The organism is Cupriavidus sp. LA-1, from assembly GCF_055385985.1.
This window is the reverse complement of record NZ_AP031388.1, coordinates 358,859-380,634: the sequence shown is the minus strand read 5'-3', so window position 1 is coordinate 380,634 and position 21,776 is coordinate 358,859. Positions and strand designations below refer to the sequence as shown.

The 21,776-nt window shown below is 64.6% G+C and carries 20 protein-coding genes; 10 read left to right on the top strand and 10 right to left on the bottom strand.

Features of this window, described 5'->3' with window-relative positions; all coding sequences use genetic code 11:
* Positions 1-2 precede the first annotated feature (2 nt).
* Entirely contained in the window at positions 3-908 is a 906-nt protein-coding gene (locus ACZ5MJ_RS20790) for a S1C family serine protease (protein ID WP_464225515.1), read from the bottom strand.
* A gap of 74 nt (positions 909-982) precedes the next feature.
* Between ACZ5MJ_RS20790 and ACZ5MJ_RS20785 the strand changes: the two genes are divergently transcribed.
* A complete protein-coding gene (locus tag ACZ5MJ_RS20785) occupies positions 983-2,047 on the top strand; it encodes a VWA domain-containing protein (RefSeq protein WP_464225514.1) in 1,065 nt (354 codons plus the stop codon).
* A gap of 117 nt (positions 2,048-2,164) precedes the next feature.
* Here ACZ5MJ_RS20785 and ACZ5MJ_RS20780 read toward each other — a convergent pair whose 3' ends face one another.
* From ACZ5MJ_RS20780 to ACZ5MJ_RS20760, 5 genes are all read right to left on the bottom strand, one after another.
* Positions 2,165-2,914 carry a hypothetical protein gene (locus ACZ5MJ_RS20780; protein ID WP_464225513.1) on the bottom strand — a complete coding sequence of 250 codons (750 nt, stop codon included), beginning with the start codon at positions 2,912-2,914 and terminating at the stop codon, positions 2,165-2,167.
* A gap of 396 nt (positions 2,915-3,310) precedes the next feature.
* On the bottom strand, positions 3,311-3,724 hold the full coding sequence (locus ACZ5MJ_RS20775) for an ExbD/TolR family protein (RefSeq protein WP_464225512.1): 414 nt from the start codon (positions 3,722-3,724) through the stop codon (positions 3,311-3,313).
* Between the two features lie 32 nt (positions 3,725-3,756).
* On the bottom strand, positions 3,757-4,488 hold the full coding sequence (locus tag ACZ5MJ_RS20770; protein ID WP_464225511.1) for a MotA/TolQ/ExbB proton channel family protein: 732 nt from the start codon (positions 4,486-4,488) through the stop codon (positions 3,757-3,759).
* 52 nt (positions 4,489-4,540) lie between these two features.
* Positions 4,541-5,209 carry an energy transducer TonB gene (locus tag ACZ5MJ_RS20765; protein WP_464225510.1) on the bottom strand — a complete coding sequence of 223 codons (669 nt, stop codon included), beginning with the start codon at positions 5,207-5,209 and terminating at the stop codon, positions 4,541-4,543.
* 346 nt (positions 5,210-5,555) lie between these two features.
* Positions 5,556-5,930, bottom strand: a complete 375-nt coding sequence (locus tag ACZ5MJ_RS20760; protein WP_464226563.1) for a hypothetical protein — start codon at positions 5,928-5,930, stop codon at positions 5,556-5,558.
* Positions 5,931-6,332: 402 nt separating this feature from the next.
* Between ACZ5MJ_RS20760 and ACZ5MJ_RS20755 the strand changes: the two genes are divergently transcribed.
* From ACZ5MJ_RS20755 to ACZ5MJ_RS20730, 6 genes are all read left to right on the top strand, one after another.
* On the top strand, positions 6,333-8,486 hold the full coding sequence (locus tag ACZ5MJ_RS20755; RefSeq protein WP_464225509.1) for a sigma 54-interacting transcriptional regulator: 2,154 nt from the start codon (positions 6,333-6,335) through the stop codon (positions 8,484-8,486).
* A 204-nt stretch (positions 8,487-8,690) separates the two neighbouring features.
* Positions 8,691-9,125, top strand: coding sequence for a (2Fe-2S)-binding protein (locus ACZ5MJ_RS20750; protein ID WP_464226562.1), 435 nt, complete (start codon positions 8,691-8,693; stop codon positions 9,123-9,125).
* Position 9,126: 1 nt separating this feature from the next.
* A complete protein-coding gene (locus ACZ5MJ_RS20745) occupies positions 9,127-11,370 on the top strand; it encodes a xanthine dehydrogenase family protein molybdopterin-binding subunit (protein WP_464225508.1) in 2,244 nt (747 codons plus the stop codon).
* Between the two features lie 10 nt (positions 11,371-11,380).
* The gene (locus tag ACZ5MJ_RS20740) at positions 11,381-12,016 is read left to right on the top strand and encodes a hypothetical protein (RefSeq protein ID WP_464225507.1); all 636 of its coding nucleotides are present in this window, start codon (positions 11,381-11,383) and stop codon (positions 12,014-12,016) included.
* Between the two features lie 154 nt (positions 12,017-12,170).
* Positions 12,171-12,677 carry a 2,4'-dihydroxyacetophenone dioxygenase family protein gene (locus tag ACZ5MJ_RS20735; RefSeq protein WP_464225506.1) on the top strand — a complete coding sequence of 169 codons (507 nt, stop codon included), beginning with the start codon at positions 12,171-12,173 and terminating at the stop codon, positions 12,675-12,677.
* A 114-nt stretch (positions 12,678-12,791) separates the two neighbouring features.
* Positions 12,792-13,700, top strand: coding sequence for a 3-hydroxyacyl-CoA dehydrogenase (locus ACZ5MJ_RS20730; protein ID WP_464225505.1), 909 nt, complete (start codon positions 12,792-12,794; stop codon positions 13,698-13,700).
* Between the two features lie 19 nt (positions 13,701-13,719).
* Here the strand turns inward: ACZ5MJ_RS20730 and ACZ5MJ_RS20725 are convergent, their stop codons facing one another.
* The 3 genes from ACZ5MJ_RS20725 to ACZ5MJ_RS20715 all read right to left on the bottom strand — a co-directional run bounded on the left by ACZ5MJ_RS20725 (position 13,720) and on the right by ACZ5MJ_RS20715 (position 16,359).
* A complete protein-coding gene (locus tag ACZ5MJ_RS20725) occupies positions 13,720-14,745 on the bottom strand; it encodes an AraC family transcriptional regulator (protein ID WP_464225504.1) in 1,026 nt (341 codons plus the stop codon).
* Between the two features lie 181 nt (positions 14,746-14,926).
* Positions 14,927-15,667, bottom strand: a complete 741-nt coding sequence (locus tag ACZ5MJ_RS20720) for an SDR family oxidoreductase (RefSeq protein ID WP_464225503.1) — start codon at positions 15,665-15,667, stop codon at positions 14,927-14,929.
* A gap of 104 nt (positions 15,668-15,771) precedes the next feature.
* Positions 15,772-16,359, bottom strand: coding sequence for a TetR/AcrR family transcriptional regulator (locus tag ACZ5MJ_RS20715; protein ID WP_464225502.1), 588 nt, complete (start codon positions 16,357-16,359; stop codon positions 15,772-15,774).
* Positions 16,360-16,434: 75 nt separating this feature from the next.
* On the opposite strand from ACZ5MJ_RS20715, the gene ACZ5MJ_RS20710 reads away from it, so the two are divergent.
* Complete coding sequence (locus ACZ5MJ_RS20710; protein ID WP_464225501.1) at positions 16,435-17,025, top strand: DsbA family protein; 591 nt, start codon at positions 16,435-16,437, stop codon at positions 17,023-17,025.
* A gap of 54 nt (positions 17,026-17,079) precedes the next feature.
* A complete protein-coding gene (locus ACZ5MJ_RS20705) occupies positions 17,080-18,720 on the top strand; it encodes an AMP-binding protein (RefSeq protein WP_464226561.1) in 1,641 nt (546 codons plus the stop codon).
* Between the two features lie 36 nt (positions 18,721-18,756).
* On the opposite strand, the gene ACZ5MJ_RS20700 is transcribed toward ACZ5MJ_RS20705, so the two are convergent.
* Complete coding sequence (locus tag ACZ5MJ_RS20700) at positions 18,757-19,467, bottom strand: TetR/AcrR family transcriptional regulator (RefSeq protein ID WP_464225499.1); 711 nt, start codon at positions 19,465-19,467, stop codon at positions 18,757-18,759.
* Between the two features lie 62 nt (positions 19,468-19,529).
* Here ACZ5MJ_RS20700 and ACZ5MJ_RS20695 point away from each other — a divergent pair, with 62 nt between their 5' ends.
* Positions 19,530-21,686 carry an alpha/beta hydrolase fold domain-containing protein gene (locus ACZ5MJ_RS20695; RefSeq protein ID WP_464225498.1) on the top strand — a complete coding sequence of 719 codons (2,157 nt, stop codon included), beginning with the start codon at positions 19,530-19,532 and terminating at the stop codon, positions 21,684-21,686.
* The last annotated feature ends 90 nt before the right edge of the window (positions 21,687-21,776 follow it).

Genomic DNA, 21,776 nt, shown 5'->3' with positions numbered 1-21,776 from the left:
GTCTAGAAAGGAGAAGATCCGATGGCGATGCCGGCGTTTTCGATCGTGGTGGCAAAGCCAATGCCGATGAAGGTGCCGGCGTTGCCGGGGTTGAGGATGGCGGTGACGATTCCCACCACCTCGCCGTCCAGGTTCACCAGCGGCCCGCCCGAGTTGCCAGGATTGACGGCGGCGTCGAACTGGATGAGCTTGTCCAGGCGGAGCTTGTTGTCTGGCGAAACGAACTCGCGGTCGAGTCCGGACACCACGCCGGCGGACACCGACGGGCCGATCCCGAACGGGAAGCCGACCGCGATGACTTCGGTACCCGGCGCGAGATCCCGGCTGGAACCGAGCGTCGCCGCGGGCAGGTCGTCGGGAATGGACCTGGCCTGGAGGACGGCGAGGTCCTTCTCGGGGATCGCCTGCAGCACCGAGGCCTCGGACGTCTGCCCGTCGTGGAAGGTAAGTTCCACGCGCCGGGCGCCGGCGATGACATGGTAGCTGGTGAGGATGACGCCGCGCTCGGTCACGACTACGCCCGATCCGATATGCAGGGGTTCTGACTTGCCTTCAGGGCGCTCGCCTGAGGCGAGCTCGTCGCGCGGTGCGGACGGGGACGGCGCGGACGATTCAGGTGGCGTGGCAGGGACATCCCGCGTGGCCTTGGGGGAGGGTGCCGCCTCCGGCACTTTCCCGGCTGACGGAAAACTGCGGATCTCCACCACCGATTCGCGTACCGCTTCTGCCGCCCTGGCCGTGCGCGATGGCAGGCTCTTGCTCTCCAGCGTGTGCAGCACCGCCGAGTCGATGTCGCGTTGCGTGAGCATGCGCTGCCTGGGCTGCAGCAGCCAGGCGGAACCCACCGCTACCGTGACAATCACCGCGACGGCTGCCGAGACCCATCCGTAGATCGTCGCCCGTTTCATCGCAGCCCCCGAGGTCCCGTCCCGCCCTGGAAAATACAGTACCATCCCCTTACCCACGCGCCAAGGAGCAGGGGATGCAGTTTCTCTGGCCGCAAATGCTCTGGCTGCTGCTTGTGCTCCCGGTGCTGGCAGCCGCTTACCTGTACCTGATCGCGCGGCGCAAGAAGGGTGCGGTGCTTTATGCAAGCCTTGCATTGCCCCGCGCCGCCCTGGGCCCGCGCCAACGGCTGCGGCGCCACATCCCGCCCATGCTGTTCCTGCTTGCGCTGGCAGCGGCCCTGCTGGCGTGCGCCCGCCCCAGCGCAACCATCACCCTGCCGGCCGACACCGTCACCCTGGTGCTGGCCATGGACGTGTCCCGCAGCATGGAGGCCACCGACGTGGCCCCGACCCGCATCAGCGCCGCCCAGCAGGCCGCCCGCGACCTGATCGTGGGGCTGCCGGCCAGCGTGCGCCTGGGCATCGTGTCCTTCGCCGGCACGGCGGCCGTGGTGCTGCCGCCCACCGACAACCGGCAGGACATGCTCGACGCGATCGAACGCTTCCAGCTCCAGCGCGGCACGGCGACCGGCAGCGGACTGTTCCAGGCACTGGCCGTGCTGTTTCCCGACGCCGGGATCGATCTGGAGGTGATCCTGTTCGGCAGCGCGTCGGACCGATCCGGGCGCGGCACATCGCTTGACGAGGCAGCCGCGGCCGACGCCGCCCGCAAGAAGCGCGAACAGGAGCAACCGGCGGCGCAACCCGGCTCGTATCGGCACGGCGCGGTCATCCTGCTCAGCGATGGCCGCCGCACCACCGGCCCGGACCCCGTTGATGCCGCGCGCATGGCCGCCCAGCGTGGCGTGCGCGTCTACACCGTAGGTTTCGGTTCGCCCCAGGGATCCGCTGCGCTGGAGTCGAGCCTGTCATTCTTCATGCAGCTCGATGAGCCCGCCTTGCGCGCGGTCGCGACGATCACGGGCGGCGAGTATTTCCAGGCCGGCTCGGCTGCCGACCTGACCCAGGTGTATCGGCGGCTCAGCGCCCGCTTTGCGCTCGAGCGCAAGGAGACCGAGGTGGGGGCGTTGTTTGCCGGGGCCTCGGTGCTGCTGCTGGCGGTGGCGTGTGGGCTGTTGATGTTGTGGTTTCGGCGGTGAATAGGGGGGCGATGCGCAGTGGACGTCATGCGGCTGCGACGACTAACTGGATCTCCGCTTCCACCCGCCCCGGCGCCCGCACAGGGCACTTGGCTGGCAGGCGCCGGGCAGAAGAGATCAGGCATTGAGCGAGCTGTTGCGCGATTTTCGACGGCGGAGCCAATTGCGCAACTGCCCGGCCACGAACGCGCTGGTGATCAGCAGCAGGTAGAGGGCCACAAGATTGTGATGCCACGCGTCGAGAGCGGGCTGATCCGCAACCAGTTTCGGATCGGGTGCCGGGAGGACGGCACTCCTCGCCATGACCGCCCGGGTCATCCGAACAAGGCCGGCCGCCGACAGCAGTGGCAGGAAAACGAGCAGGGCGAGCATGGCAGGCATCGCGCGGCGCACAATCGCATAGTGGCGCAAGCGGATCCACAGGCCCAGGCAACCGTGTACCCAGCCCGGAGCGAGCAACGCGACTTGCATACCTTGCGTGCCGCTCGTGATGAGCGATATCACGATCCGCTCATAGTTCGGCTCAAAGCCATAGAGGGAAGCGGCGAGTCGGGTTGCTACCGCATGGCGGATCAGCAGCAAAGGAAGGCTGAGTCCCGCCCAAAGGCGGATCCATTCAGTGGCCGGCAGCGCCCAGTGCTGGCGCCCGTAGACCGTGCGCAGGGCCAGTGCAAAATGCAGGGAGGCCGAACCGTATAGCAGGATCGTTCCCGGCACGCTATGCCAGAGCCGCAGAGCCAACGTGAGACCGCGCCCGGCAAGATCCAGCGACCATATCCCCAGCGCATGATTGGCCAGGTGGAGAAAGAGGTAGGTCAGCAGCACCACGCCAGATCCGAGCTGCAAGCGACGCAGAATGGGTTGCACTTTCCGTCACCTTGATATTCAACGTGGAGAGAACTTCCTGGGCGCCATTCTGGACTGCTTCGGAATGGCGTGCTGCATCGGCAATTCGCGGCAACGCCGATAACGAACCGCATACGCCCTGGCATTCCTCGCGGGGGCCGATTCTTCCCTTGCAAGACTATCGGTGGCGCTCAGTTATTCCCGAATCCGGCAGACCGCCGGAAATGCCAGGGCGACGCTCGTAGCACGCCGGGCGCCACCAGGACGGAGACGCGGTGTTTGCGGCTGCGCCTGGGATCCTCGGATACAACGATGACGGGTGCTCAGGCACTTCTTGCGCAAGTGCCTTGCCCGGTCAGATGGGAGTGGGCCGGCAAAACGCCGGCACATCAAGTGCCAGTTGTCACAACATCGGCTTTAGTGCTTCGGTTCGGTGATGAAACCGATCTTGCCGAGCCCGCCGTGCTGCGCGGCGGCCATCACCTGGGCCACGCGCTCGTAGCGCACGGCGCGATCTGCGCGCAGGTGCAACTCAGGCTGCGGTTGCTGTTGCGCTGCCTGTGCGATGCGCTGGTCCAGCGTTGCCAGGTCGACCTCCTGCTGGTTCCAGTACACCTTGCCCAGTGCATCGATCGATACGTTGATGTTCTGCGGCTTGCTTTCGTTTGGCTGGCTGGTCGCACGCGGGAGGTCGACCTTTACCGCCTGGTTGATCACGGGAATCGTGATGATGAAGATGATCAGCAGCACCAGCATGACGTCGACCAGCGGCGTCATGTTGATCTGGCTCATCACCTCGTCATCGTCTGCGTCGGTGTTGCCAAATGCCATGATGTTCTCCTTCCTGCGTCAGCTGGCGACGCTCAGTTCCTGGCGGCCAGAAGTATCGATGCGTCGTCTGCGCGGGTGGCCCCGGTGGTCGGGCGCACGCGTGCACCGGACACGAAATAGGTGTGCAGGTCATGTGCAAAGCGGTTGAGCTTGCCGATGACGCCCTTGTTGCCGCGGCTCAGCGCGTTGTAGCCGAGCACGGCCGGGATTGCCACGGCCAGGCCGAAGGCGGTCATGATCAGCGCTTCTCCCACCGGGCCGGCTACCTTGTCGATCGTCGGGACGCCCGAGGCGCCAATGCCGATCAGGGCGTGATAGATGCCCCATACCGTACCGAACAGGCCAACGAACGGTGCCGTCGAACCGACCGACGCCAGCACGGCCAGGCCCGATTGCATGCGCCCGACCGCCTCGTCGATCGCGTTCTTGAGCGAGCGGGTCAGCCAGTCGGACATGTCGAGGGCATCGTGCAACTGCGGCTGGCTTGCGCGATGGTGTTGCGCGGCTTCGCGGCCGGTGGTGGCCAGCGCGCGAAACGGGTTGGCATCGTTGGCGCCGAGCGTGTCGAGCGCATGATCGAAGTCGTCCGCGTGCCAGAAGCGTTTTTCCGCGCCATGTGCCATCTTCCTGAGGCGAATCAGGTCCCAGGCCTTGTTGAGAATCACGATCCAGGACAGCAGCGACATGATCAGCAGGATGATGGCGGTCGCGCGCATGACAAGATCGCCTTGCGTCCAGAGGTGGGAGAGTCCAAGGTCCTGCATGGTGGCTCCTGAAAGGGTAAGTGTTAGGAAGCTTCGGAAGAATTCCGCATGATCAGTCCAGTTCGAAGCTGATCGGCTGCTGGGCGGTTGCCGCCACGGCGCGGCCGTTCTCCAGATAGGGTTTGCAACGCATGGCCTGCACGGCGTTGACCGCCGCCGTATCAAGGCGCGTCGAACCGCTCGAGGTCACCACGGCAGTCCTGACCACGCGACCGGTCTCATCGGTTGTCAGGCGCACCACGGTTTTGCCGGTTTCGCCCATGCGGCGCGACTGCGAGGGATAGGTGACCTGCGGTGGCGAACAGGCGATCTCGCCGATGCCGACGGCGCGTGGCGCCGTGCTTGCCGGCGCGGGCGGAGCCGTCGGCTCCGGTGCGGGCGCCGGAGGCGTCGACAGTGCCGGCGGTGCGGGCGGCGCCTCGACCGCGTTCGGCGTCGGGGGCAGCGAGGCCACTGGCGTCGGGGTCGGTTGCGGCTTGGGCGGGGTCGGCCGCGGCGTCACCACCTCGGCCCGCTTCGGCAGCGTCTGCGGTTGCGGCCTGGGAGGTTCCGGCGCCGGGGGTTGCTGCGGCGGCTCCATCGGAATGATTCGCGCGATGATCTCGGGGGCAACGACCGCCTCGGTCATCTTGCGAGCCAGCCCGCTCTGGATGACGTATAGCAGCCCTGCATGGAGCAGCAGGACTACGGCGGTGATCTTGAGGAATCGTTGATCAAACATGGGAAGCGTGCCAGGCAAGTGGCGCCGGAGTTGGTGTGGCTCCGACGCTGGAAGGCGTTGAGTTAGTGAGGTCGCCCGACCATGAAGCCCACGGCACAGCCGTTGGCGACGACGTTGCTGTGCCAGGGGGCATTCAAAATGGCTTGGAAACAGCCAGGTAAAAGCTACGACGCGGGGAAAACTGCGGCGCGCCCACTGGATTGGGTTCCGCCGATTGGGCATGTACGGCAACGGCGAACGCCGACGCGGCGCCGGCCGCGACGGCTCGTAGCGGGAAACGGGGCATGATGGATCTCTGCGGGTCAGGAATGACGCGGCGGCAGGCCTCAGGCCCGACACCGGCGCACTAGCGGAACATTCCGATCGGCAGAGGTGGCCCGCGGCTGCGGGCGGCAGGGGTGACCGTCAGCGCGACGCGGTAGCTGACGGCCAGGGGAAAATGCCAGCGACGTGAACACGCGGCTGGAAGCAGGCAGGCAACGGTGGGGACAGCCACCGCGAGTGCTGCTAACGCCAGGCATTTCGGACAGACGTCGTGCGCGGGTCCGCAGTGCTCGAGATCGGCGGGCACCGCGCATGAGGCGTCCTGCTGGCTGGCCTGCAAATGTCCAAGCGCATGGACGGCCGCCGCCGACTGCCCGAACAGCAGGAACAGGACGAGCAGGACGGAAAGCCAGCGTTGTCGCATGGAATGAGAAGAAGACAGGTACCCCGGCGCCATGCGCACGGGCACTCTTTGCAACTTTGTTGCAAGTCTGCCATCGACCAACCCGGCTTGCAATCACTGGTTGCGCGCCACCGTTGCGCGCGCGTGGCGGCAACGCTCTGTTTTGGGATGGCCGGGGTGCGACATTGTGCTCTGCAGCGCATAACTGTGAATCCCGCCCATCCCTCCACTGGTGCTCCCTCAACATGGAAGCCCACCGCCTTGGGCGCGTCGCACGACAAGGCTTGGCACCAACCAGTGATTGGCGAAATCTCGCCAGTGACGATATATGCTGAACAACAAGCGCACTGTCACCGGGAAGCGGGATTCCTGTCATTGCCGCTGACTCCCTGTACCGGATGACGGACGCCTGAACAACGGTCAACGCTTTCAAGGGTTCTCGCCGAGGGCTGCCTCATGAATGACTACACCAGGGATTCGCTGCAATTCACGCTGAATCTGATTCCGGCGCACATCTGGTACGCGGATCCGTCCATTTCCCTCACATTCCTGAATGAACGAAGCGCGGATTACCTGGGCCTCGCGAAGGATCATCCACTTCGGTTCGGCGTCGAGACGGGCGCGGGGTGGGACTCCTATCTCGCGTTTCTCCACCCGGACGATCGCGAGGCAGCGCGCAAGGTCTGGTCAGAGTGCATCAGATCGGGAGCCGCGGGTGAAGTGACCTTTCGGATACGTAGCGCTGAAGGCGGATATCGTTGGTTCCTCAGCCGCGCTGAACCTCGCCGGGCGAACGATGGAACGCTACGTGGCTGGATTGGCATCGACCTCGATATTGAGGAACGGCAGCGTGCCGAGTTCTACCTGGCGCAAGGTCAGCGCCTGGCGCATATCGGCAGCTGGGCATTCAACGCAGGCGGCTTTGAGTACTGGTCCGCCGGGTTGTTTCAGATCCACGGACTTGAGCCGCGCGGCAAGGCACCGAGTACTGCGGAATATATGGCGCTGGTGCACCCCGATGATCGAGACTTCGTGGCGCACGAAATGCAGAAGATGCTGGCAGAGCATCGCGGCTTCGACTTCACGAAGCGCATTGTGCGGCCCGACGGCGCCGTTCGTCATATCCGCTGCGTCGGTACGCCGGTGCCCGACGGCGGGACTTTCCGAGGGTTCGTCGGAACCGGGATGGATGTCACGGAGCAAGAGCAACTTACACAGGCGCTGCGCAAGAGCGAGGAGGAACTCCGGCAGATTGTCGATCTCGCGCCGCAACACGTAGGTGTGCTGGGCCCGAACGGCGAGCGCCTCTACGCCAACCGCACGGCGCTCGCCTATCTCGGCACCGGCCTGGACGACTGGTTGCACGCAACCATTGGCTCTCACGTTCATCCTGACGATCGCGAACGGCTAATCGCGTTTGCAGGCCGCTTGTCGGTCGGTTCCGTCCCTGAGCTGGAGTTGCGCCTGCGCAAGAACGACGGCAGCTATCGCTGGTTCCTGGCGCGTTATAACCCGGTCTGCGACGAGCGCGGACGGCTGCTCCGCTGGTACGTTGCCTGTACGGATATCGAGGAGCGCAAGCGGGCCGAGGAGAGGCTGCAGCAGGAAAACGTCGCGCTGCGCGAGGAGATCGACAAAACCTCCGTCTTCGAAGAGATTGTCGGTACATCGCCCGCGCTGACGGCTGTCCTTGCGCGAGTTTCCAAGGTGGCAGCCAGCGATTCGACGGTACTGATCACTGGCGAAACCGGGACCGGCAAGGAGCTCGTCGCCCGTGCGGTACACCGGCGCTCGCGCCGCTCGTCGAAGGCATTCGTCGCTGTCAACTGCGCCGCGATTCCTCGCGAGCTGATTGCCTCGGAACTGTTCGGGCATGAGAAAGGGGCCTTCACAGGTGCCACCCACCGGCGACTCGGTCGCTTCGAACTCGCCGACGGCGGAACGATCTTCCTGGACGAGGTCGGCGAACTGATGCCCGACACGCAGCTCGCGTTGCTGAGGGTGCTGCAGGAACGCGAGTTTGAGCGAGTTGGGGGAACGGAGGCGATCCGCGTCGATGTTCGCCTTATCGCGGCCACCAATCGTGACTTGGGCGAAGCCGTGGCCGATGGAAGCTTCCGCCGGGACCTCTTCTATCGTCTGAACGTTTTCCCCGTTGAGATGCCGCCGTTGCGGGAACGGATACCGGATATTCCCCTGCTGGCGGAGTATTTCATCGAGCACTACGCGCGCAAGGCGGCTAAAACATTCAAGCGCATTAGCAAGCGGACACTGAATCGCCTGCAATCCTACCCCTGGCCGGGAAACGTGCGCGAACTGCAGAACGTTATCGAGCGGTCTGTGATTGTGTGTGACGCTGAAGAATTCACGATCGACGATTGCTGGCTACCGACACGACCACCGGCCGACAGCCGGCTCGCCCTGTCCGGCGCGCTCGCCGCGCATGAGAAGGCGATCATCGAGGACGCGCTGCGTGCCTGTGACGGCCGGGTCTACGGAGCGTCCGGGGCGGCGACACGGCTCGGCATTCCGCGCTCGACGCTGGAATCGAAAATCCGCGCGCTGCGTATCGACAAGAGCCGCTTCCGGCAACCGCCGGCCAGCAGTTAAGCCGTGATCTGTTGTACAGGAGTTCGCCATTGGCGAAAAATCGCCAATGGGCAGCCATAAAACGCCTTGTCAATTCAATAGATTGCCGTTGGCCCGGTAATTGCCTCAGAGATCGATCCCGCAGGGCGATGCAGGGAAAGGGCGTTTACTCAAGGCCATCAAGCGCGGAGGCGGACCGTGATCAAGCTGACAGTCAACGGGAAAATGCGGCAGGTGGACGTCGTCCCGGACATGCCCCTGCTCTGGGTGTTGCGGGACGAGTTGGGCATCACGGGGCCGAAGTACGGCTGCGGCATCGCTCAATGCGGCGCCTGCACGGTGCATATCGACGGCCAGGCGGTGCGATCCTGCCAGATGCGCATCGGCGATCTCGGGAAGCGGACGGTGACCACCATCGAAGGGCTGGGCGCGAAGTCCCTGCATGTCGTGCAACGGGCCTGGATCGAGCATCAGGTGCCGCAGTGCGGTTACTGCCAGTGCGGACAGATCATGCAGGCAGCGGCGCTGCTGTCGGCCAATCCGAGGCCGTCGGACGACGATATCAACGCCGCCATGTCCGGCAACCTGTGCCGTTGCGGTACCTATGAGCGTATCCGCACCGCGATTCACGCGGCCGCCACGAAACTGTCGGAGACGTGAGATGGACGAGATCCTCAGCAAGCCCGGTCGCCGCTACTTCCTGATTGGCTCGGCCGCCGTCGCGGGCGGTGTCGTGTTCGGGCCCTATGTCTTCGCCAGGGGGGCAGCCAGTGCGCCGAAGGCCGCAGCGAAGCCGGTCCCGGTCAGTCCGTGGGTCCGGATCAGCCCGGACAAGATCACCCTGATCACGCCGCACGCCGACGTCGGACAAGGCGCGGTCGCGAGCCAGGCCATTTTCATCGCGGAGGAGATGGATCTCGACCCTGGTCAGTTCGAAACCGATTTCGGCCCGACCGACAAGGCCTACTACAACACCGCGCTGGCGGATGAACTGATTCCGTTCCTCAGCATTGACCACAGCCCCGAAGCCGAGGCTGCGCGCGCGGGCGCGAAGAAGATGCTCAGGGACGGCGGCATGCAGCTGACTGGCGGCTCGAGCACCATTCCCGACAGCTACACCAAGCTACGCGAGGCTGGCGCGATTGCGCGCGAGACCTTGAAGGCCGCTGCGGCCAGGCGCACCGGCATTTCCGCCGACAAGCTGCGCACCGCGTCCGCGGCAGTGATCCTGCCCAACGGCAGGAAGATTCGCTATGTCGATCTCGCTGCCGAGGCAGCCAAGGTGCCGCCGGTGCAGAACGTCGGGCTGCGCGATCCATCGCAGTGGCGCCTGATCGGCAAGCCCACGCAGCGGCTGGATATCGCATCGAAAACCACCGGCCAGCTCAGGTTCGGCATCGACCAGTCCGTGCCGGGCATGGTTTTCGCGACGGTCAAGATGAATCCGAACAAGGGCGCGCCGTTGCAGTCATTCGACGCCAGCAAGGCCGAGCACATGCCGGGGGTGAAGAAGATCCTGCCGATCACCAACGGATTTGCCGTGGTCGCGACCAATACCTGGTATGCGATGCAGGCAGCGGATGCGGTGGAGTGCAAGTGGGCTGCGGCCACCGGCTATCCGCCCGAGCAGGCCCAGCACTGGGCCGCCGTCGAAGCCGCATTCGCGCCCGACAACGTCGACAAGGTCTGGCGCAACGAGGGCGACGTGAAAGGGGCGTTGCAGGGCGCCAGGGTGATCGAGGCCGAGTATCGCGCACCCTATGTCGCGCATCAGCCGCTCGAACCGCTGAACGCGATTGCCGTTGTCCGAGACGATGGCATCGAGCTGTGGACCAGTCACCAGATGCCGGCCGTCGTGCAGGGCATCGCCGCTTCCATCACCGGACACAAGCCGGAGCAGGTCGTGCTGCACAACCAATGGGCTGGCGGCAGCTTCGGTCATCGCCTGGAATTCGAGAACATCCGCGCAGCCGTGCAGATCGCCAGCAACATGCGCGGCACGCCGGTCAAGCTGGTGTTTTCGCGCGAGGAGGATTTCCTGCAAGACTTCCCGCGCCATATCGGCATGGCGCGCAACCGCGGCGTAGTCAAGGACGGCAAGATCGTCGCGGTGGATTTTCATGTCGCCACCAGTTCGGCCGTAGGGTCGCAGTTCAGCCGCATGGGAATGAAGGCGGCAGGGGCGGATGGTCAAATTCCGCTTGGGACAGGCAACCTCCAGTACAACATCCCGAACTTCAGGATGACGGGCTACCAGGTCAAGGGCACCTCGCCGTGCTCGTCGTGGCGTTCGGTTGGCGCTTCCACCGGCGGCTTCTTCGGCGATGCGTTTATTGATGAGTTGCTTCACGCGGCAGGGGTCGATCCACTCAAGGGTCGGATCGACCTGTGCAAGGACGAACTGCACCGCAAGGTCCTGGAAGCCGTCGGCGAGATGTCCGGCTGGAATGGCCCGCGGCCGGCCAACGGTCGTGGGCGAGGCGTGGCTTTCACCGAATCCTTTGGCGTCCCCGTAGCCGAGGTGATTGAGGTTTCCGCGACGGAGAAGGGTGCCATCCGCCTCGAGAAGGTCTGGGTGGCTGCCGCTGTCGGCAAAGTCATTGACCCGGTCAACTTCGAGAACCTGGTCCAGGGTGGTGTCGTCTGGGCACTGGGGCACGCGATGAATTGCGAGCTGACCTACGCGAACGGCATGGTGCAGCAGCGCAACTTCAATCAGCATGAGGGCATGCGCATGTTCCAGTGCCCCAGGATAGCAGTGCGTGGAATCGAAGCCGGCGCGATACGGGGGATCGGCGAGCCGCCGGTGCCCCCGGCGGCGCCGGCGTTGGCCAATGCGATCTTCGCAGTCACTGGCAAGCGCCTGCGCGAAATGCCGTTCAACAAGTTCGTCGAGTTCGGTTGAGGGGGCAAACGTGAAACGCATTCTGTTGAGATGCCTTGCTGCCGCCGTGGCCATTGCCGCCCCGTTCGCGATTTCAGCCACCGACCAGCAGAAGACCGCCAGCGACATGCCGCCTCCGGGCAGCATCAGCAAGGACGATGGCCTGCAGGCATGGCAGCGGATCCAGGCCGTTATTACCCATCCGCGCTGCGCCAATTGCCACGTTGGCGCAGACAATGTTCCGAGGTGGAATGTTGTCGGCGAGAGCAAGGCCCGGCTGCACGGTATGGACATCAATGCCGGTTTCGGTCGCGCGGGTACCCCGGGACAATCGTGCACAACGTGCCATGTGACTTCGACCGCGCCGAACGATGTACCGCATGCGCCACCACATGTCGGCATTGCCTGGCAATTGGCCCCGGTGCAATTCCAGTGGTTCGGCAAGAGCGGCCCGGAGATCTGTCAGCAGTTGCGCGACCCCAGGCGCAATGGTGGCCGGGACGCAGCAGGGTTGGTAGCGCATCTGCGTCACGATGCCCTGATGCATGGCTTTATCCCCTGGGGCTGGAATCCGGGTGGGGGGCGCAGCGCACCACCTGGCACATTCGAGTCGCATGTGAAGGATGTGGCGATGTGGGGTGCCGCGGGCCAGCCTTGTCCTGAATGATATCCGCTTGCAAAACACACTTGGCGCGTAAAGTACAAATTTGGGCGGTACAGGTCAAGTTCCCACGAGTGACCTGCGATTGAATAGGAACTGGAGATCGCGCACCGATCGCGCTGCGCACACCCAGCCCTTAACTCAATCGGAGACCCATTCCATGAACGCAGAAGCTACGCAAGCCCTCAACGATGTCTCAGCGATCGACACGGTCCATATCGGCGGAAACGCCACGCCGTGGATTCCCTTCGCCCCGATCAACGACAAGATTCAGCTCAAATACTTCAAGATCAACCCCGTCACGGGCGAAGTGGTATTGCTCATGAAAGCTGCCAAAGGCGAAGGCGCGCATATTCATCGCCATACCGGCACGGTGATGGTCTACACACTCAGCGGTCGATGGAAATACGACCAGCATGGTTGGGTCGCGCAAGCCGGCGATTTCGTTTTTGAGCCGTCGGAGTCGTCGCACTCGTTCACGAATCTCTCCGACGACGACAACGGCACGGCGCTGGTGGTGTCGACCGGTGAACTCCACTTCCTCGACGAAGACGGCAAGGTCACGTTCGTCGAGACATGGCGGACGGCTTTGAGCCGCTACCAGGACTACTGCAAAGCCAATGACTTGCCCGAGATCGACCTGATCGGCTGCCAGGGCGGCCGTTAAGCGACAACAACTGACGTGAGCCAGGCATCTGGCTCACGGAGGTCACGCAAAAGGTCCGACCCGTCCGACATTCAAAGCGCACCGCGCCCGTCATTCATGCCTTCTCATTCCCTGATGGACAATCATCCGATCGCACGCGTCATGGTGGCCGGCACTGGTGTGCTGGGCGCGCAGATCGCCTTTCAGTGCGCGTTTTCCGGTATCGACGTCGTGGCCTACGACGTCGATACCACCTGCCTGGATCGCGCGAACGCCCGATTTGACGCGCTGGGGCGCGTCTACGCTGCCGACCTGGGCGCAACTCGCGAACAGGTCGAAGCCACGCTGGCACGCATCGAGGGCGCTACCGACCTCGCTTCGGCTGTTGCCGGCACGGATCTCGTCATCGAAGCCATCCCCGAGGATCTGGCAATCAAGCAGGCCTTCTACCGCTCACTGTCAGCTTTGGCGCCGGCCGGCACCATTTTTGCGAGCAACTCGTCGACGCTGGTGCCAAGCCAGTTTGCCATGTTCACTGACCGGCCCGAGCGCGTGCTGAGCCTGCATTTCGCGCACGAAGTGTGGAAGCACAACATCGCCGAGATCATGGGCCATCCGGGCACCGACCCCGCCGTATTCGCACGCATGGTGCAGTTCGCACAGCGTATTGGCATGGTGCCTTTGCCGCTGCGCAAGGAGCAGCCCGGCTACCTGCTGAATACCATGCTCGTCCCGATGCTGATTGCCGCGCTGGGTCTGCTGGTCAACGAGGTCGCCGACGTGCAGACGATCGACAAGGCCTGGATGATTGCGAAGGCGGATCGGATTGGCCCCTTCGGTATTCTCGACGGAATCGGCATGACGACCGTCTATCACGTCACGCGCGCTCTGGCGGAACGTACGGGCGATCCGACGCATCGGCGCATTGCGGAATACGTGAAAGCGCATTGCATCGATACCGGGTATATCGGCGAGTCAGTGGGACGCGGCTTCTATCAGTATCCTGATCCGAAGTTCCTGAATCCCGCGTTCCTCGCCCCGTGATACCGAAGGCAGGCTATTGCTACCTGGCAGGACGTCCGGGGCCGTCCTCGTGACGCATGGCTCGAAGCTGCCGGGGCGTGACGCCCCGCAGTCGCTTGAACGCCCGGCTGAACGCGCTTTGCTGCGAATAGCCGAGCAGTTCAGAGATCTCGGCGAGACGCAGATCTGACTGCTGCACATACTTCAGGGCGAGATCCTCACGAACTTGTTCCCGCAGTGCATCGAACGTCGTGCGGGCCTCGGCGAGGCGACGTTGCAATGACCGCGGGGACGTTGCGAGCGCTCGCGCGATGGCGTTGAGCGAACTGTCAGTGAACGGCAAAAGCGCGCGAATCATCGTTTGCGTGCGTACCGTCCATAGCGCCTCCACCTGAGCCCTTTCTCGCCGCAAGTGTGCCTCGAGAACGCGATGCGCATTACGGCGACGTTGCGTGACCGGACGCGTCACCGTTGCGCGATCGAGGACAATCGCATTTCTGTCCTGATCGAAGCTGAGGGAGGGCCCGAACGTGCGCCTGTGCATTGCGCAGTCCGCAGGCGCCGAATGACGGAATTGCACAACGGCCGGCTGCCAGGCGGTACCACAGATGGTACGCAAGTACTGCATACCGTTGGCGAGGCCCAGTTCAACTGCCTGAACTTCTCCGGGACCGGAAGCGTTCTCGATGTCGTAGGTCAAGACCATCCCCTGTTCGTCCCGCACTGCCCGTACGGCAGACATCGACGTATGCAGCACGTAGAACTCGGCAAGCGTATCCATTGCCTCCCCGAGAGTACGCGCGCCATGCATCATCACAAGGATCGGCCCAAGGACCGCCAGGCCCTGATATTCGGCGAGTCTTAATCCAAAGTTCCGGCATTGCGCAACTTCAGCAGCCAGCGCAAGGAATCGAAGCACTTGCGTACCCCGGATCGGCACGTCGGCGGAACGGAGCGCAAGCTCTGGCAGTTCGGCTCCGGTCGCAATCAACTCGGGTTGAACGCCGAGTGCCTCGAGCAGAGGAGCTGCCCCGGTCAACACAACACTGGGTAGATAGCCTTGCATTCTATTGACTTCGCTGCGGGAGGTGGTGCACATGCGGGCCCCGATGCGCGTCGCGCGAGGGGGTTTACCGATGGTATCGCGTTGGCGAATGAAAGAGTACACACGTTCCTACGCGGTGTCTCATCATCTCGTCCTGGTCCCGCAACGAAGTGGAATGGGCGACAGCGACGCGCGCTATCGCTTACCAGCGCTCCATATAGGGGCGCAGGTCAAGCTCGAACGTCCAGGCATCGCGCGGCTGCTGGTGAAGATGCCAGTAGTTTTCGGCGATGTGATCCGGATTCAGGATGCCGTCCTGCTCCTTGAGCGCGTAGCGTTCCGGGAACGTATCACGGATGAAGGCCGTATCGATGGCGCCATCCACGACCACATGTGCAACGTGGATGTTGTGCGGCCCCAATTCACGCGCCATGCTCTGGGCGAGTGCGCGCAGGGCATGCTTGGCGCCGGCGAACGCGGCAAAGTTGGCGGCGCCGCGCAGGGCGGCGGTGGCTCCCGTGAAGAGAATCGTGCCGCGGCCGCGGCCTACCATGCGCCGGGCGGCGGCCTGGGCGTTGAGGAAGCCGCTGAAGCACGCCATCTCCCATATCTTGAAATACTTGCGGGGTGTCTCCTCGAGGATGCTGCACGGAACATTCGCGCCGATATTGAAGACCAGCACCTCGATCGGGCCGTGCTCGGATTCGATCTGTTCAAACAGTGCCGTCACGGCTTCTTCCTTGCGGGCATCGCTGCTGTAGCCGAAGGCCTGGCCGCCATCCGCGCGGATGCTGTCGACGAGCGGTTGCAGCTTGTCGGCCGTACGGCGCGTGACGCAGGCGATATAGCCTTCCTTCGCGAAGCGCCGCGCGATGGCGGCGCCGGTGGAGTCACCCGCGCCGATGACCAGGGCAACCCTGGGCTGCGATCCAGTGGATGTCATACGTCTCCTCTTTAATTAACGATCGTTTGGTAAACGTACGTTAGGCCAACGGGCGTCATGATGTCAAGCGGAAAGACGAGGGCGCGAACCCTTGCGACGGCCGCTTAGCCCTTGGTCTCGGCTGCGCTGGGTATCGTCTTGCTCAGGAAGCGCCGGCTTGCCGCGAGGATTTCCTTGCGCGCCTTTTCGCTTTCCACGGCGCGGGCCAGCACCAGCGCGCCCACGCATTGGGCGATCAGGGCCCATGCCGCGTCCGAGTCGCCGGAGCGCGCGCGCCAGCTTTGGTGCGTATGCTTCAGGCCTCGCTCGACCATCTCGCGCACCTCGGGGCCCGAGCGCGCAATTTCAGCGCCCAGCGTCGGCAGGATGCAGCCCACCTCGGGATTCATCGCGTGGAAGGAACTCAGGTAGTCCCGAATGCACTTCGCCACATGGTTGTCGGGCGACGCCTCGTCGCCGGCCAGCATGTCGCTGCTGTTCTGCATCTCCTGGCCGACGATCGCCGCAAACAGCTCCTGCTTGGATTGGAAGTGGCTGTAGAACGCACCGCCGGTCAGGCCGATGGATGACATCAGGGCGTCCACCCCGGTCGACGAGAACCCGCCTTTCTTCGCGATCGCGCTGCTGGCGTCCAGCAGCTTCTTGCGGGTCTCTTCCTTGTGAGTCTTGGTGTAGCGCATGGTGGTAAGCACGGCGTTGACATGCTTCTAACCATAGCATATGGTTCGTTAACTAAACGAACGTTTATCAAAAGGAGGAGTCTTGTGATGGCGAAGACCGTGGAGTTCTTTTTCGACGTGGGCAGTCCGGCGTCCTATCTGGCGTGGACCCAGCTTCCCGGGCTGTGCGAGCAGGCTGGCGCACGGCTCGTGTTCAAGCCCATGCTGCTCGGCGGTGTGTTCCAGGCGACGGGAAATGCCTCTCCCGGGGCCGTACCTGCCAAGGGGCGCTACGTTTCGCTCGACCTGGAGCGCTTCGCCCGTCGGTACAACGTGCCGTTACGGCATAACCCGCATTTCCCGATCATGACGCTTCCGTTCATGCGCGGCGCAATCGCGGCGCAGATGCGGCAGCCCGCGCTGTTCGACACCTACCTGGCCACCGTCTTCAAGGCGATCTGGGTGGATGGGCTGAACCTGAATGACCCGGCGCTCGCCGCGCGCACGCTGGCGCAGGCTGGATTTGCTCCCGACCTGTTGCAGGCATGGCTGAACGATTCCGAGGTCAAGGCGGCGCTGAAAGCCAATACCGACGAGGCCGTGCGACGCGGGGTGTTTGGCGCTCCCACCATGTTTGTCGGCGACGAGATGTACTTCGGGCAAGACCGGCTGGACTTCCTTCGCGAGGCCCTTGGCTAGGACGAGTCCGCAGGCAACCCCACCAGAACATTACAAGGAGACAACGTGAACGCCATGCCTGAAGACCGTCCCTGGTACCGCTCCTATCCCGCATACGTTCCCCGCGCCATCGACCCGGACGCGCAGTCCGACCTTGTGGCAGGCCTGGCCGACAGCTTCCGTGCCTTTGCGACCCGGACCGTCGCATCGTGCCAGGGAGAAACACTCAGCTTCGCCGGCCTCGACCGCCAGTCGCGCGCCTTTGCGGCATGGCTGCAGCACCGCGGCTTGCGCCGGGGCGAGCGCGTGGCGGTGATGCTCCCGAACTGCCTGCCATACCTGGTTGCGATGGCAGGCATCCTGCGCGCGGGACTGGTGGTCGTGCCGGTCAATCCGTTGTACACGCCACGGGAGGTCGAGTACCAGTTGCAGGACTCCGGCGCGGCGTGCCTGGTGCTCGGGGAGTCGCTGCTGCCGGCACTGGAGGACCTCCTGGCCCGGACAGCGGTGCGCCAGATTGTGCAGAGCGCCGCGCCGCACTGCGCCACACCTGCCGCGGGCGCAGACCGCGCCGCGCCGGCGGCTCCGGCAGCCCGGTCGTCATTCGTCGCGGCGCTGGACGAAGGGGAGGGGCTGCCCCTCGGCCCTGTGTCGATCGCGCCGGCGGACATGGCCTTCCTGCAGTACACGGGGGGGACGACCGGCGTGGCGAAAGGGGCGATGCTGACGCACCGCAGCGTCAGTGCCAGCCTCGCGCAGCTGCGTGCCTGGATCGACCCGGTCCTGGCCGGCGCCGACGTGTCACTGGTCACGCCGCTGCCGCTCTATCACGTCTACCCGATGGCCATCGCCTTGCTGTGCATCGCCTGTGGCGTGGAAAACCGGCTGATCCCGAATCCGCGTGATATGGATACGGTCATCGCCGAACTCCGGCGTCGCCCCTTCGAAGTGCTGATTGGCGTAAATACCCTGTTCAACGCCATGGTGGCCCATCCCGAACTGCCGACGGTGGACTTCGCCCGCACACGGCTCGTCACCGGCGCCGGCGCGTCGGTTCAGCATGCCGTGGCCAGCCGCTGGGCGGCAGCCGGGGCCCCGCCCATCACAGAGGGCTACGGCCTGACCGAGACCTCCCCCAGCGCGACCTTCAATCCGCCAGGACGCAATGGCAGCATTGGCATGCCCGTGCCGTCGACCGACGTGCTGATCGCCGACGACGGCGGGAACCCGTTGCCGACCGGCACGCCTGGCGAATTGCTGATCAAGGGACCTCAGCTGTTCGCCGGCTACTGGGGCAAGGAGGCGGAGACGCGCAACGCGTTCACCGCAGACGGCTGGTTCCGCACCGGGGACATCGTGACCATGGACGAGCATGGCCTGATGACCATCGTCGACCGCAAGAAGGACATGATCCTCGTCTCCGGATTCAACGTCTATCCCAACGAGATCGAAGCCGTGGTGGCGCAGCTGGAGGATGTCCACGAATGCGCCTGCATCGGCGTCCCCGACGAGCGTTCGGGGGAGGCGCCGCATCTGTTCGTGGTCCCGCGCGGCACGTTGAACGACAATCCGGAGGTGCTGACGGAGCGGATCCACGCGCATTGCCTGGCCCAGCTCGCCCGTTACAAGCTGCCGCGCCATATCACGCTAGTGCCTGTCCTGCCGAAATCCGCGGTCGGCAAGGTATTGCGTCGCGAGCTGCCCGGCAGGCGGTGAGCAACCGGCGGTCTCGCGGAAGAGCGCGCGATTCCGTCAAGTATCTGGCGATAACGTCTGCGCACCGACTGCGGGCGGCTGCGCGAGCAGCACGAGCGTCGATGCGGAAGGCGGGGCTTCCAGCATGGCCTGCAGCGTGTCAAGGACGTTGGATACGCTGTGCGCCGGCTCCCAGAACCGACCGGCAACCTGCGAGTCCTTCGCGGCCTCCCACGCGGCCCACGCTGCGCTCCCGTATATGCCAACCAGCGAGAGGCGCTGTTGCAGGATCGCTGGCGGGATATGGGGCAGCAGTCCTGCAAGGTGCTCCAGGCAGCGCCGGTAGCCGTGGTTCCACGCATCGCCTACCGCCTCGCGCAGCAGTTCGCGATCGGTCAACTGCACGCTCGCGATCATCCGGATGTAGGTGTATTGCCCGGTCTGCTCGCCAAGTTCCAGCAGCGGGTACGTCAGCGCTTCGATCAAGCCTCGTATCGACAGCGACTGTGTCGCCTCCATCTGGTCGAGCATCGCCTGGCGCCGGGCATCGATGAGCTTCGCCCCATCGAGCACCAGTTCCTTGAGCAGGTCGCGCCGGGACCCGAAGTGATAGTGCAGCGCGGCGTTGTTCCGCTGGCCCGCTGCCGACACGATTTCCTGCACTGTCACGCCTTCCATGCCGCGCAGGGCAAACAGCCGCTGGGCAGCCTGCTTGAGCCGGGCGCGCGTCTCCATACCGTCAGCACGCAGGGTTTTCACTGATGTCATCTCTAGTTAAGCGAAGTACATTAATTAAGCAATTTAACTTACTTTAGCAAGGAGCTGGCAACATGCGAGTGATTATTGCAGGAGCGGGCATTGGAGGCCTCTGTGCGGCGCTGGCGCTGCGGCAGCACGGCATCGACGCGGTCATTCTTGAACAGGCGGAAAAACTGACGGAGGTGGGCGCGGGCATCCAGATAGCCAGCAATGGCGCACTTCTGCTGCGAGAAATGGGCGTCGAGCCGGACCTGGCCGCAGTAGCCATGCAGCCCGACGCGTTCGACTACCGCGACCTGGCCACGGGCCGCCGGCTGTATTACGCGCCACTTGGCCCCGAGGCCGCCAGGCGCTACGGCGCGCCGATGTACAACGTCCATCGCGCCGACTTGATCGACGTCCTCGCGCGCAGGTTGCCTGCCGGTACGGTCCGCCTCGGCGCCAAGATCGTGTCGATCGGCCAGACTGCCGACCGGGCGTGGGTGGATCTTGTCGGCGGGGAGCGGGTGGAGGGCGACGTGGTGGTGGGCGCCGATGGCATTCACTCCGCGGTGCGTTCCGCGCTCCGAGGGCCGGAAACGACCCAGTTCGCCAACATCCTGATGTGGCGTGCGCTGATTCCCGCCCACAAGCTCACCGGACTGCCGCTGCCCGTGCGAGGCAACAACTGGTTCGGCCCGGGGCGCACGATGATCACGTACTGGGTGCGCCCGGACCTGTACAGCATCCTCGCGTCCGTGCCGGCGTCGGAAGTCCATCGCGAAAGCTGGAGCGCCAGCGGCGACGTGGAGGCCCTGCGACGCTCATTCCATGACGCCGAGCCGACCGTTACCGCCTTGCTCGATCAGGTGGAGACCAGCTTCATCACAGGGATGTATTACCGCGATCCGATCGAACAGTGGAGCACGGGACGCATCACGCTGCTCGGCGATGCCGCCCATGCCATGGTGCCGTTCCTCGCGCAAGGCGCATGCCAGTCCATCGAGGACGCGTGGACCCTGGCCGTCATGCTGGCCACGGAGGGAAACGCGAGCATCGCCGAACGATTGCTCGAGTATGAACGCCGCCGGCAGCCACGCACCACGCGCGTCCAGGCCGGTGCCCGCGCCATTGTGAAGATGGTGCACGAATCCGATCCCGAGCGTGTGCGCGTGCGCAATGGCCGCTGGAAGGGGATGGCGCGTATCGACCCGCTTGCCGAGACCTCCTGGGGCTTCGTCTGGGCACACGACGAACGGCTGGCAGCCCGGCAGGCGCCGGACGAAGTGGTCGGCATCGCCAACAGCCGCGAGGGCAAGCGCATGCGGCGGCCCGAGAGCCAGCGCGCCTACGACATATGGAAAAACACCTTCACGCCGGAAGACGTCGCACGTGGCCACGACGGCATGCGCGAGGCCTACGACCGCATGCTGCTCGCCCACTTCCCGGTGCCGGAAGACGCCGCCGTCGAAGCCGTCGAACTCCACGGCGTGCAGGCGCTCCGGCTGGAGGCCGTCGCGGCGTCAACAGACAAGCCCGTCGTGCTGCATTTCCACGGCGGCGCCTATGTGCTGGGTTCGGCGCGCAGCTCGCTGGAATATGCGTATCGCCTTGCGGCGGCAGTCGGCGGGAGCTGCTACACGGTCGACTACCGGCTTGCTCCCGAGCATCCCTATCCCGCTGCTATCGACGATGCGCTGGACGCCTACCGTGGACTTCTCGCGACGGGTGTTCCGTCCGGCCAGATCATCCTCAGCGGCGAGTCGTCGGGCGGCGGCGTGGCCCTGGCGCTGGCGATCGCAATCCGCAATGCCGGACTGCCCGCACCTGCCGGGGTGTTCGCGGTCTGTCCCTTTGCCGACCTGACACTGAGCGACCCCACCGTCCGGGCGCGCTCGGGAGACGACCCGGCAGCCCACCGCGACACCCTGAGCCTGCTCGGTGCGTCCTACTTCCAGGGTCACGAGCCGACCGACCCGCTTGTATCCCCCTTGCATGGGGACCTTCGCGGCCTTCCACCGCTGTTCCTGGCCGTCGCGGAGGGGGAGGTGCTCCAGAGCGATACCATGCGGTTGGCCGACAAGGCACGGGGCAGCGGGGTGGACACGACCTTGCGCGTGATCGACGATTCGGTCCACGTCTTCACCTTGTTCCCGTTCCTGCCCGAGGCACAGCGGACATTGACGGAATTTGCCCACTGGAGCCGGGAGCACATCGCCTGTTCGGCACAGGCTCTGGCGGCAGCGTAAACCGTAAAAGCCCGCCTGCTCGGCGCCGCGCGTCCCGCATTCGATGTGGCGGGACGCGCGGCGCAGAGGCCTCAGGCTTGCCTTGACGCA

What these genes read in the sequence shown, in the direction of transcription:
- ACZ5MJ_RS20790 (WP_464225515.1), bottom strand. Translation starts at nt 908, where the DNA reads ATGAAACGGGCGACGATCTACGGATGGGTCTCGGCAGCCGTCGCGGTG.
- ACZ5MJ_RS20785 (WP_464225514.1), top strand. Translation starts at nt 983, where the DNA reads ATGCAGTTTCTCTGGCCGCAAATGCTCTGGCTGCTGCTTGTGCTCCCG.
- ACZ5MJ_RS20775 (WP_464225512.1), bottom strand. Translation starts at nt 3,724, where the DNA reads ATGGCATTTGGCAACACCGACGCAGACGATGACGAGGTGATGAGCCAG.
- ACZ5MJ_RS20770 (WP_464225511.1), bottom strand. Translation starts at nt 4,488, where the DNA reads ATGCAGGACCTTGGACTCTCCCACCTCTGGACGCAAGGCGATCTTGTC.
- ACZ5MJ_RS20765 (WP_464225510.1), bottom strand. Translation starts at nt 5,209, where the DNA reads ATGTTTGATCAACGATTCCTCAAGATCACCGCCGTAGTCCTGCTGCTC.
- ACZ5MJ_RS20760 (WP_464226563.1), bottom strand. Translation starts at nt 5,930, where the DNA reads ATGGCGCCGGGGTACCTGTCTTCTTCTCATTCCATGCGACAACGCTGG.
- ACZ5MJ_RS20755 (WP_464225509.1), top strand. Translation starts at nt 6,333, where the DNA reads ATGAATGACTACACCAGGGATTCGCTGCAATTCACGCTGAATCTGATT.
- ACZ5MJ_RS20750 (WP_464226562.1), top strand. Translation starts at nt 8,691, where the DNA reads ATGCGGCAGGTGGACGTCGTCCCGGACATGCCCCTGCTCTGGGTGTTG.
- ACZ5MJ_RS20745 (WP_464225508.1), top strand. Translation starts at nt 9,127, where the DNA reads ATGGACGAGATCCTCAGCAAGCCCGGTCGCCGCTACTTCCTGATTGGC.
- ACZ5MJ_RS20735 (WP_464225506.1), top strand. Translation starts at nt 12,171, where the DNA reads ATGAACGCAGAAGCTACGCAAGCCCTCAACGATGTCTCAGCGATCGAC.
- ACZ5MJ_RS20730 (WP_464225505.1), top strand. Translation starts at nt 12,792, where the DNA reads ATGGACAATCATCCGATCGCACGCGTCATGGTGGCCGGCACTGGTGTG.
- ACZ5MJ_RS20725 (WP_464225504.1), bottom strand. Translation starts at nt 14,745, where the DNA reads ATGCAAGGCTATCTACCCAGTGTTGTGTTGACCGGGGCAGCTCCTCTG.
- ACZ5MJ_RS20720 (WP_464225503.1), bottom strand. Translation starts at nt 15,667, where the DNA reads ATGACATCCACTGGATCGCAGCCCAGGGTTGCCCTGGTCATCGGCGCG.
- ACZ5MJ_RS20710 (WP_464225501.1), top strand. Translation starts at nt 16,435, where the DNA reads ATGGCGAAGACCGTGGAGTTCTTTTTCGACGTGGGCAGTCCGGCGTCC.
- ACZ5MJ_RS20705 (WP_464226561.1), top strand. Translation starts at nt 17,080, where the DNA reads ATGCCTGAAGACCGTCCCTGGTACCGCTCCTATCCCGCATACGTTCCC.
- ACZ5MJ_RS20700 (WP_464225499.1), bottom strand. Translation starts at nt 19,467, where the DNA reads ATGACATCAGTGAAAACCCTGCGTGCTGACGGTATGGAGACGCGCGCC.
- ACZ5MJ_RS20695 (WP_464225498.1), top strand. Translation starts at nt 19,530, where the DNA reads ATGCGAGTGATTATTGCAGGAGCGGGCATTGGAGGCCTCTGTGCGGCG.